This window comes from Clostridium sp. UBA2485, from assembly GCF_002341865.1.
Classification (GTDB): domain Bacteria; phylum Bacillota; class Clostridia; order Clostridiales; family Clostridiaceae; genus Clostridium_J.
Genome location: NZ_DDOV01000102.1, coordinates 1 through 9,463, shown reverse-complemented (window position 1 = coordinate 9,463; position 9,463 = coordinate 1). Strand labels below are relative to the sequence as shown.

Annotated in this window: 9 protein-coding genes; 6 read left to right on the top strand and 3 right to left on the bottom strand. The window is 26.0% G+C overall.

Features of this window, described 5'->3' with window-relative positions; all coding sequences use genetic code 11:
* The 4 genes from B3603_RS19295 to B3603_RS19280 form a co-directional block, all read left to right on the top strand.
* A partial coding sequence (locus B3603_RS19295; protein WP_291567967.1) for a response regulator transcription factor occupies nt 1-387 on the top strand: 387 nt, incomplete at its 5' end.
* A gap of 33 nt (nt 388-420) precedes the next feature.
* Nucleotides 421-1,833 carry a sensor histidine kinase gene (locus B3603_RS19290; RefSeq protein WP_291567966.1) on the top strand — a complete coding sequence of 471 codons (1,413 nt, stop codon included), beginning with the start codon at nt 421-423 and terminating at the stop codon, nt 1,831-1,833.
* Nucleotides 1,830-2,477 (top strand): hypothetical protein, encoded by a 648-nt coding sequence (locus tag B3603_RS19285; protein ID WP_291567964.1) that lies wholly within the window; start codon nt 1,830-1,832, stop codon nt 2,475-2,477. Before B3603_RS19290 ends, B3603_RS19285 begins: the two co-directional genes overlap by 4 nt.
* 137 nt (nt 2,478-2,614) lie before the next feature.
* Nucleotides 2,615-3,565, top strand: coding sequence for an AraC family transcriptional regulator (locus B3603_RS19280; protein WP_291567961.1), 951 nt, complete (start codon nt 2,615-2,617; stop codon nt 3,563-3,565).
* Between the two features lie 202 nt (nt 3,566-3,767).
* On the opposite strand, the gene B3603_RS19275 is transcribed toward B3603_RS19280, so the two are convergent.
* Complete coding sequence (locus B3603_RS19275) at nt 3,768-5,516, bottom strand: DUF4153 domain-containing protein (protein WP_291567959.1); 1,749 nt, start codon at nt 5,514-5,516, stop codon at nt 3,768-3,770.
* A gap of 303 nt (nt 5,517-5,819) precedes the next feature.
* Nucleotides 5,820-6,443, bottom strand: coding sequence for a sporulation membrane protein YtaF (gene ytaF, locus B3603_RS19270; protein ID WP_291567957.1), 624 nt, complete (start codon nt 6,441-6,443; stop codon nt 5,820-5,822).
* Between the two features lie 240 nt (nt 6,444-6,683).
* Between ytaF and B3603_RS19265 the strand changes: the two genes are divergently transcribed.
* On the top strand, nt 6,684-7,364 hold the full coding sequence (locus tag B3603_RS19265) for a helix-turn-helix domain-containing protein (RefSeq protein WP_291567956.1): 681 nt from the start codon (nt 6,684-6,686) through the stop codon (nt 7,362-7,364).
* Between the two features lie 271 nt (nt 7,365-7,635).
* Here the strand turns inward: B3603_RS19265 and B3603_RS19260 are convergent, their stop codons facing one another.
* Nucleotides 7,636-8,490 (bottom strand): TraX family protein, encoded by an 855-nt coding sequence (locus B3603_RS19260; protein WP_291567954.1) that lies wholly within the window; start codon nt 8,488-8,490, stop codon nt 7,636-7,638.
* A gap of 379 nt (nt 8,491-8,869) precedes the next feature.
* On the opposite strand from B3603_RS19260, the gene B3603_RS19255 reads away from it, so the two are divergent.
* Complete coding sequence (locus tag B3603_RS19255) at nt 8,870-9,391, top strand: peroxiredoxin (protein ID WP_291567952.1); 522 nt, start codon at nt 8,870-8,872, stop codon at nt 9,389-9,391.
* Nucleotides 9,392-9,463: the final 72 nt, after the last annotated feature.

Genomic DNA, 9,463 nt, shown 5'->3' with positions numbered 1-9,463 from the left:
GGAGCAGATGATTATATAACTAAACCTTTTGAACCTTTGGAATTACTAGCTAGAATAGAGGCACTTTTAAGAAGGAGTAGGGCGAATAAAAAGAAATCCGAAGCTATTACATTTAAACATATTATGGTACTAGAAAATGAGAGAACAGTAACTATGAATAATGAGGAAATATATTTAACGCCAAAAGAATTTGACTTATTATTAGAGTTTTTAAATCATAAAAACATAGTTTTAACTAGAGAGGTGTTATTAAATAAAATATGGGGATATGATTTTTGTGGAGAAACTAGAACTGTAGATATGCATGTTAAAAGATTAAGAGAAAAACTTAATTTAAAAGATTATTTGCAAACTATGTACAAGGTAGGATATAAGCTTAAAGAATAGAATCCTGTAAAAATAAAAGGAGATAAATCATATATGAAACTACAGAAAAAGATGTTAATTAATTTTGGAGTTATGTTTTTTATAACCATTAATATTTTTGCATATTTCTTAATTCAAACTACCTATAATACTAATTTTAAAAAAGTTATAGATTCTAGTTTTGCCAGCTACTCTTTAGTATATTCAAATATAAAAACAGGAGAGAATTTAAAAAATCTTTTCTTAACTAATAAAGAAATATTACAACATAGAACAGAAGATTATTTAAGAAATCTTCCAAATGAAAATATTGCATTAGAATTTAGAGACTTAAATAAAGAAATTATATATTCATCTTCAAAAAATAAGGTACCTATTAAAGATGAAATTTTTGATGTTAAAAACAATAAGGTAAAATACTTAATAACAAAGAATGGAGATAAAACCTATCTGATTATAAATAATAAAATTATACTCAATGGATCAGGTATTTATTTTACATATATAGATGATATCTCTTTTCTTAAGCAGGATAGGTTAAATAATATTTACTTTATATTTACAATAAATATTTTATTAGCAATTATAATCATAATTATAATTTATTCTATTGCTAAGGAAATAACAAAACCTATAGAAATATTAATAAATAATATAAAAGAAATAATAAATGGCAATTATACTGAAAAACTTAATTACTCTAGTAATGTTTATGAGTTTAAAGTAATTTCAGAACAATTTAATTTGATGAATGATGAAATTGAAAATAAACTTAGACTATTAAAAGAGCAAAACCAATCTAAACAAAGGTTTATAGATAATCTAACTCATGAAATTAGAACACCTTTAACATCTATAATTGGTTATTCTAGCTTAATGGTTAATAAGAAAGTTACTGATTTAGATCTTATGAGAGATTCTTTTATAAATATTAATAGAGAAGGAAAAAGAATACTATCTCTTACTTCAAAGCTTGTAAAACTTATAACTTTAGATAAAACTGTATTACATAAAGAAAATATAGATTTATATGATACCTTGAGGGAAGTAAAATCTACATTTGAACCTAAGCTCAAAGAAAAAGATATTACTTTAGAAGTTAAGGGATGTAGTTATCATATAAATGTGGACAAGGAGCTTTTTATGGTACTAATTACAAATTTAATAGATAATTCTATAAAAGCTTTAAATGACAGAGCAGAAAAAATTATAATTCTAGAAATTATGGAGAATTCTTTAAAAATTGAAGATACAGGTGTAGGAATAGAAGAAAAAGAACTTAAGAAAATATTAGAACCTTTTTATATGATTGATAAATCTAGACAAAGTTCTATTAATGGTTTTGGATTAGGACTATCTATATGTAAACAAATATTAGAAATTCACCATATGAATTGGAGTATTGAAAGTACATTTGGTAAAGGTACTAAAATTATAATACTATTTAATGATGAGGTAAGCCTATGAGATATACGATTACAATTGCCACTGTGTTTTTAGGAGCAGCATTGGTAGTATTTTTAAGCATACAAAATCCTATTAATGAAAATACAGTTTATGAAAGAGATATGATTTTAAATGAATATACTACCAGGAACTATAATAGTAGTATAAGTGATGATAGACTTATAAATAAGTCTAAGGAAATTCTATCAACAATTTTTGATTCAGAAATAAATTTTGATGATTATGTTACTGATCTACCTGAAACTGAACCAAATGTTTATAGATATAGTGATGAAATGCATATTCGCTTAACACATAAGGAAAATATTAAGGATTATTTTTTCATAAGTCTTAATTTAAATACAGGTGAGGTTTTACAGATTTATACATCTTTAGGACAAGAGGTTAAATCAGGTGATAAGTTATCAGAAACGCAGTTAGAAGAGTTAGCAAATAAATACATACAAAAACTGCCTCTTTATAATATAGATAATTATAAACTTATTAATAAAACCTATTGGGAAGATTTTAATACAAATGAGCATATATTTACTTTTGAAAATAAATCAGAAAACTCAAATATAGAAATTTCTATAAATCCTTATAATGGATGCCTTATATCATTACATACATTAAATTTGAAGTTACGTAGTAACCCTCTATAAAATTTAGAATTCTTGAATTCGCAAGTTTTTCAATTCATCATTGATTAAAGTTGTGGATTTGAGTATTTAATAATGTAGTTATTAGTTATACACTAGTTTTTAAAATGATCTACATTCCCTGCATATTTGTACTTAGAATGCAGGGTAGTTTAATATTACCTTTGTTAGAATTGAATAAGAAAGGAGAATGTGAGATGGAATGGATTGAAAGAATGACCTCAACGGTAGATTATATTGAAGATCATTTAGCTGATGACATCATGTATGATGAAGTAGCAAAAATTGCTTGCTGCTCAATGCATCAATTCGGACGTGTTTTTTCCTATATTGTAGGTATATCTCTATCTGAATATATTCGTCGTAGACGATTGACCCTTTCAGCATTGGAACTACAAAATGGGAATGTAAAAGTCATTGATGTTGCTATGAAGTACGGATATAGTTCACCGGATGCATTTACTCGTGCTTTTTTCGGAATGCATGGAGTAACTCCTAAGACAGCGCGCACTTTAGGAGCAAAACTTAAAGCCTATCCACGGATCACTTTTCATATTTCAATTAAAGGGGATGTAGAGATGGAATATCGTATCGAAGAAAAGCAGGAAATAAATTTAGTGGGAATTGTTAAGCATATAAAAAGGCAATCAGCAAATATTATGGCAAATGATTGGAAAGAAGCTGCGGGTGAAACTTGGAATGCATGGGATGAGTTTTTAAATGGTGGTATCGATGAGAAAATTGCATGTGTTTACAATCTTTATCGTGCACCTATGTGGCAGATGGGTTTCACAAAAACACTTGAGAATGGAGAAACTTTACTTGCAATTGGTGCTGAAGCAGATGCAAATGTTTTAATGGATTTAGAGACCTATACTATTCCAGCAAGCAAATGGGCAATATTTACTGTAAAAGGTAGCCTTAGCGGCAAGGGACATCCAATTGATGCAATGTGGACAAGGATAACAACTGAATGGTTTCAAACCTGTGGATACAAACGAGCAGCTAATTATGAAATTGAAGTTTACCCTCCAGGAGATACAAGTTCTGATGATTATATTTGTGAGATATGGGTTCCTATTACTAAATAATATATATTGCAGTTTTTAAAATTTAAAAACTTTTATAAGAAAGAAATAGTTATTTAGATACACTATTATTCAAAAATCAATTTTACAGTATTTCTTAACTAAAAAATTTTTATTATGAAGTAAAACCAGCAAATATTTGTTTGCTGGTTTTTAATATTAGATTTTTATAATTTTAATCTTTATAATTTATCCTATATCTAAATTATTTGAGCTTTAACAATATATAAAAATCATTTCCATGACTTTCAATTTTACCTGTTGAAGCATCTTTACTTCCTGAGATGTGAGAAAACAAAAACTTAACTTTTACTTTTTCATTTTCATCTTCAAAGGTCATTTCTTTTAAATCAACACTTTGACCACCATTATTTATGCCATATTTATCAATAAGTTTTTTAGTAAATTCGTTTAGGTCTTTTGAGTATAATTCGTCTCCGTTGCGAGTTATTTTCACAATTCCTGATTCAGGGATAAACTCAGCATTTAGCTCATTAGTCGAACTATTATTTGTATTTAGTATTTCTGAATCAATAAGATAGTCATAATCTTTTATTTCTAATGGTATTCTATCTTCATAATTATTAAAATAAGTGTAGTAACTTAAGCTATTATACTCATTTTCTATATAAGAAAATCCCAAAACACTATCTATATCTTGAATTTTAAAATTCTTTGGTAGATATTTTACATCACTAAGACTATGTTTATTGTTAAAATAGCTAAGGATACTACTTATTTGATTCTTATCTTCAGTTGATATATTGGAATTAGGAATTATTTCACCTTCTGATATCATGGAATTTTTACTAAGTATATTAGTAAACCTTTTATTTTGACTATATTTTGATATAGAATAACTACTAAATGGTCCAAAGGTAGAAATAAGAATAATTATTGCCAGGGACATAGGTAGTATAATATTTTTAAATTTCTTGCAAATTGAAAAATATAACATAATTAAAAATATCCATAGCCCAAGAATTACAACATAGTATCTATTTTCAGTAAATCCATATTCTCTTATCCTTATTCCAATTGAAAAGAACATCATAATAATAAGAGGAATAATAGCTTTTGGGAAAGCTTTCATAAAGGCTTTTGCCCAAGAATTATCCTCAATAAGTGGATAAATGAAAAATAAAATTGCAGCGGTTATAACTGAATACCAAAGCACAAGATGAGATACTAATCCCTGAGGCCACTGCCAAGTTATTATTATTTTAATAAAATATATATATAATATAGCCGTATATATAGTGATAAGTGGCATTATGATATATAAAATAAGTATCTTTAAAAGCTTTGGATAATCCTTTAAAGTAAAAGCTCTATTCTTATATGGAACTCCAGCAAGAAAAAAGCATGGAGCAAATACAAGAGAAACCATAAGCCAAGTATAGTAATAAATTTGATATTTAATATTTATTCCAAGAAGTTTGTTTACTGTAAATAAAATTGCACATAAGCCAAGATACAACACAATAGAGTATATAAAGGTTGTAAAAAAACTTGTAAAAACTTTTATAACATATAACTCAAAATTATCTTTCTTAGAGATATAAGGTATAAAAAGAAAGGCTAAATAAAGTATTAATGTTACAGAAAAGTATCTTGTCATTGAAACCATTTTAAAATCATTCAGTAGAAATAAATAGTAAAGTATAAGAAGAATAGATCCACCTATATATGTTAGAAAAATGGTTATTCTTTTATATTCTTTTAATCTCTCAAAGAAAAGTTTTATACATAAGGAGAGTGGAATTCCAAGTGCAAAAATTCTAACTAATTTCATAAGATTTTCTCTTATATCAGGATTCGCATCATAACCAAACTCAGAAATATAAATTAATAAGATAGCACAACATAAAGAAAGAAGAATAGAAACTGGAAATCTTTTAATACTATTTTTAATTCCTGATGATATATTTTTAGTAAATTCTTTAAACTTCATATAATTACCCCCTTTTTTAATTATACACCAAGGTAATTAGAAAAGTCTTCCACATTATGTAGTGATAATATTTATAAAATTAATATATAAAATAATTGCTGTTTTTAGCAGTTAATCTATAATTTATACAATTCACAATTTACAATGTAAAATTTGCAATTGTGGATATTTCTCAGCAATAGCTGAGAAATTTAAAATAAAAAACTAGCAATAGAATTGCTAGTAAAAAAATTAATTAAAGAAATTAGTTTGATTAAAACTAAAATCTTCTTTAATTACATGAAAAGATTTTTATTATAAAGTTTATGCAAGTTTCATAAAGGCTAAAATAATCAATATTAACCCGCTTAACCAAGAAAGATTTAGATTTACTTTTTCAACGAACTTTCTACCTAAGTAACATCCAATTAAAACTGCAACCATATCAGAAATTAATGAAAATAGTACTACTTGAATATAATTTATATTTGCTAAACCACTTCCAAAACCCACTGCTATTCCGTCTAAACCTAGAGCAATGGCAAGATAAAAAGCTTCACTTGGACTAAGAGTTCTAGAATTATCAATATCAGCTTTAGTATTATCAACATATACGTCTAATATAAAATTTAAATCCAATAGTTTAAATTTTATATTTTTTCTATTAGTAGATTTTTTCCTTAAGTAAGTCTTAATAACACCTTCTAAAAAGCGGCTTACTCCAAGTACAATTAAAATTGTAAAGCATATTCCAATTGATAAACTTTCAGGCAAAAAGTCTTTTATTACTGAACCTAAGAAAAGAGATATAGCCAAAAGTGCAGAGCAAACAAAATTGATAACTGTTACTGAAGTAAAGGGAATTTTAATTTTATTTGTTCCATATCCAAAACTAGCAACAAAGGCATCCATACATAATGATGTAACTAATAATATTGATTCTAACATAGATATATCCTCCTATTGTTATATTCTCAATATACATAGTAGTTAAAATTTATAAAAAAGTGCTATTAAAGCAAAAAAATGTTGATAAAAATGCAACAGTTAAATAAAAAAAAATATGCTACATATAATGTAATATGAGAAATTATAAGTTTATACATTTTTAAAAAATAAAAACATAGTATGTAGTTAGCTTAAAGTGATTTAATAGTTGTTTTTAGATAATTTATAGGAGGGATATCCTTGAATGAAAATAAAAAGGAGTTGGGAATAGGGAGAATAATTAAACCTATTTTAGAGGAAAAATCTCTTTCAATTCGAAAATTAAGTAAGATTACAGGTATAGATACATCAACTATTTCTAGAATTCTTAATGGAAAACAGCAAGCTAATATTAAACATTTAGAAAAATTGTCTAAAGCATTAAAAATTCCATTAGAAAATTTACTAATAGCTTCAGGATATGATTTAAATAATGTAAAAGAGAAAAAACAATCAAAATATAATTATAATAATAAAATTGAGGACATAGAGGATATATTTAATTTCTCTAATATTTTAGAAGATGATTATATAAATGAACAAATTAAAGGAGAGTTAGATAAATACGAGAAATATGTTTTAACATCAGAAGGCAGTTCAATAGTTCACAATAATTTTAGTGAAAAAATAAAAAATGTTGGTGAAACTGGAGCATTTGTTGATAAATTGAAAGAAATGTATAGATTATTTTGTTCTGATAATATAACTACTAAAGAACTTATAATACTTGGAAGTGGACTGCTTTACTTCATTATCTCAACAGATATTATTCCAGACTTTATCTTTCCAATAGGATTTTTAGATGATGTTATAGCTATAAAAATAGTCCTTAATAAATTTTCTCAATTATCAATGGAAGAAGATAGAAATAGCTATAATTAATTCACAGTTAACCATTGTAGAAACTTCTCTCTTCTACAATGGAGAAGGGAGAAGTGATAATGGAGAATTATTGATATTTCTCATTTATAAGAGAAGTTTTGAATCTATTTTTGAAGCAACACAATTATTTTTATCGAAAAATATATTGAAGAAATTAATTCATAAAGAATTAATTTCAACCATAATTCTTCATTCTTCATACTTAATTCTTAATCTTCGTAGATTCTCTATTGATTGAACTGTTCCTCAAAGATGAAGAACTAGCACAAAATCATCTTTCCATAAAAAATCCTATTATATAGAGTATCCATATATGTATAGGATAGAAAGCATAAAATAAATATTTTAGATCACTACCTTTCTTTCCATTATAGGAAAAGAAGAATGGTATGGAAAATATCATCATCCATTGTATGTTTTCTACGAATAATCCATTATAGCTAAAGTCGCTTCCTATAAATAATAATGAAAATATAGAATAAAATAAAACTAAAGAAAGCTTTTTATCTTTAAAGTAGTAGAAAATAAAAGTAAGTATAGGACCTAGAATAGAACCTTCCGTAAATAATGATAAAAATAGTATTATAACTATAGATAAAGAAGTTAAAGGTTTATTATTTTCTTTATCACGTATTTCAATAAAATTTAATAATACTATAGAAAATGCCATGGATAAGAAAATGTTATTTTTAACCCCTCTAACATCAGTGAAGATAATAGAAAATATTATAGGAGCTAAGAGCATTATAACTCCACAGAAAATTATTCTAAACATGTTTTCAGAAGGGGTCTTATATGCAATATAAGTTGACAGTAGCACTGCAGCTGTAATTATAATACCAACTAAATATATATTTACGTCTCCATTAGCTATTCTAGAAGGAAAAATAGTGGTTATTAATATATTACCGGATGCCATTATTCCAGATGCAACAAAAAGTCTTTTTGCATAATTGTATTTGCTTCTTGTATGAAAATATCCATCTATTAATAAAAAGAAAAATGTAGGTGCTACTAATCTTCCTATGTAGTGAAACCATAAAGGGGTATTAGGTATGAAACTTGCTATATGGTCAAGTAACATAAAAAAAAGCATTATAAGTTTTAATTGAAATCTATTAAACATAATGGAACCTCCTTTAAACTGTATCTTAATTATATTAGTTAAAAAATTCTCATGCTATGCTGAGAATTAATTATAATTGTCCATCGTCAATTCTCAATTGTATACTAATAAGAACTTATATGAATGCACATGTTAATTTTAGAAGTAGTGCATATATAGTTAAAATACTAATACCTGTATAACTAAATTCTAATATATGTAAATTATAAAGTAAATATTTTCAAAGCATATAGTATAAGAATTAATTATTTAAATCAATAATAATTGTTATTTGATATTGATAATTGTTTTCATATAGTATATAATGAAGTCATAAAGGGTATATAAAACACAAAATGAGAAAAAAATAAGGTAATTAGAATTTAAGGAGGAAAAATGTATGGAAAGATTAGTAGGTAGAAAAGCACCAGATTTTAAGATGAATTCAGTTGCTGGTGACGGAAGTGATTTTAAGGAGATAAAACTATCAGATTACAATGGTAAATGGCTAGTTATGTTTTTTTATCCATTAGATTTTACTTTTGTATGTCCAACAGAAATTACAGGATTTAGTAAGAGAGCGGATGACTTTAGAGCAATGGGCGCAGAGTTATTATCAGTAAGCGTTGACTCAGAATATTCACATCAAGCATGGATAAAAAATGGCCTTGGAGAAATTAATTTCCCTATGGCTTCAGATATAACAAAGCAAGTTTCAAAAGAATATGGCACACTTGTTGAAGAACAAGGAATTTCTTTAAGAGGATTATTTATAATTGATCCAAGTGGAGAAGTTAAATATTCAGTTGTACATGATTTAAATGTTGGTAGAAGTGTTGATGAAACATTAAGAGTATTAAAAGCACTTAAATCAGGAGGACTTTGTCCAGTAGATTGGCAAGAAGGAGATAAACATCTATAATCAATTTTTATCCACATATTAAATAGACATTTTAAAAATTAAATAGCATTTATATAAATTAAAAGATGCATG

What these genes read in the sequence shown, in the direction of transcription:
- B3603_RS19280 (WP_291567961.1), top strand. Translation starts at nt 2,615, where the DNA reads ATGCAGGGTAGTTTAATATTACCTTTGTTAGAATTGAATAAGAAAGGA.
- ytaF (WP_291567957.1), bottom strand. Translation starts at nt 6,443, where the DNA reads ATGTTAGAATCAATATTATTAGTTACATCATTATGTATGGATGCCTTT.
- B3603_RS19260 (WP_291567954.1), bottom strand. Translation starts at nt 8,490, where the DNA reads ATGTTTAATAGATTTCAATTAAAACTTATAATGCTTTTTTTTATGTTA.
- B3603_RS19275 (WP_291567959.1), bottom strand. Translation starts at nt 5,516, where the DNA reads ATGAAGTTTAAAGAATTTACTAAAAATATATCATCAGGAATTAAAAAT.
- B3603_RS19285 (WP_291567964.1), top strand. Translation starts at nt 1,830, where the DNA reads ATGAGATATACGATTACAATTGCCACTGTGTTTTTAGGAGCAGCATTG.
- B3603_RS19255 (WP_291567952.1), top strand. Translation starts at nt 8,870, where the DNA reads ATGGAAAGATTAGTAGGTAGAAAAGCACCAGATTTTAAGATGAATTCA.
- B3603_RS19290 (WP_291567966.1), top strand. Translation starts at nt 421, where the DNA reads ATGAAACTACAGAAAAAGATGTTAATTAATTTTGGAGTTATGTTTTTT.